1 pseudogene is annotated in these 736 nt (G+C 43.2%); it reads right to left on the bottom strand.

Annotated elements, in window-relative coordinates:
* Positions 1-624: pseudogene (locus tag HMPREF0670_RS15150) on the bottom strand (IS4 family transposase); the annotation flags it as partial.
* Between the last annotated feature and the right edge of the window lie 112 nt (positions 625-736).

Here is a 736-nt window from a genome sequence, read left to right on the forward strand (position 1 = left end):
GTCATCATTCCTCTTGGTATGATATGCTTTTCTGCGTTGCTGTCTTGTCAGCCCGCAGTCGCCTTGTTTCCCCTTTTCTTGATGCAGCGAGAAATCAAAGGGTATGGTTGTCTTGCCGTCAAAGAATGCACAAAGCAACAGTTTGTATCCCAATACGCACCTGCCTTTTACATGGTCGAAAATACGACTGATGCCCTCCATCCTCACACCACTCTTCTCAAGCACGGTGTCATCTATAATGAAACAGGTCGTGGCATCGGATTGAGGAGCTTCGCCATACTTACGCAATAGGCACATATAACGCAGGGCAAAGTGGTTCATCAAGCGTCTCCAATCCATCTGCGGGCGAATCATCATCCGATAGAAACAGTTCTTACCATGATTTGAAAGCTCATATATCTTACGTTTGCATATGCTGTGGATGCTCTCACCCAAGATGCGGAAGAGGCAAAGGGAGAGGATCAACTCCGAAGCGGAAACTCCGTCGTGTTTCTCCAATGACAGGCGAGACAGCAGGTGGCCGATGCCAAACTTGCCAAAAAGATGAAATAAATCATCACTCATTCGACTTTTAACACTCAAGAGTTTGGACAACTCGCTTATTTTCTCTATTTTTGCTTCCATAACAGTTTTGTTGTTTTGTCTTTGAAATCAGTTGTTTTGCGATTACTAATTTACAAAGAAAATTCGACAAACTGTTATTTTTCTATCTGTTTATTAGGGTGGGAAACTTTAG

It is taken from the genome of Prevotella sp. oral taxon 317 str. F0108 (assembly GCF_000162415.1).
In the GTDB taxonomy this organism is placed as follows: Bacteria; Bacteroidota; Bacteroidia; order Bacteroidales; family Bacteroidaceae; genus Prevotella; species Prevotella conceptionensis.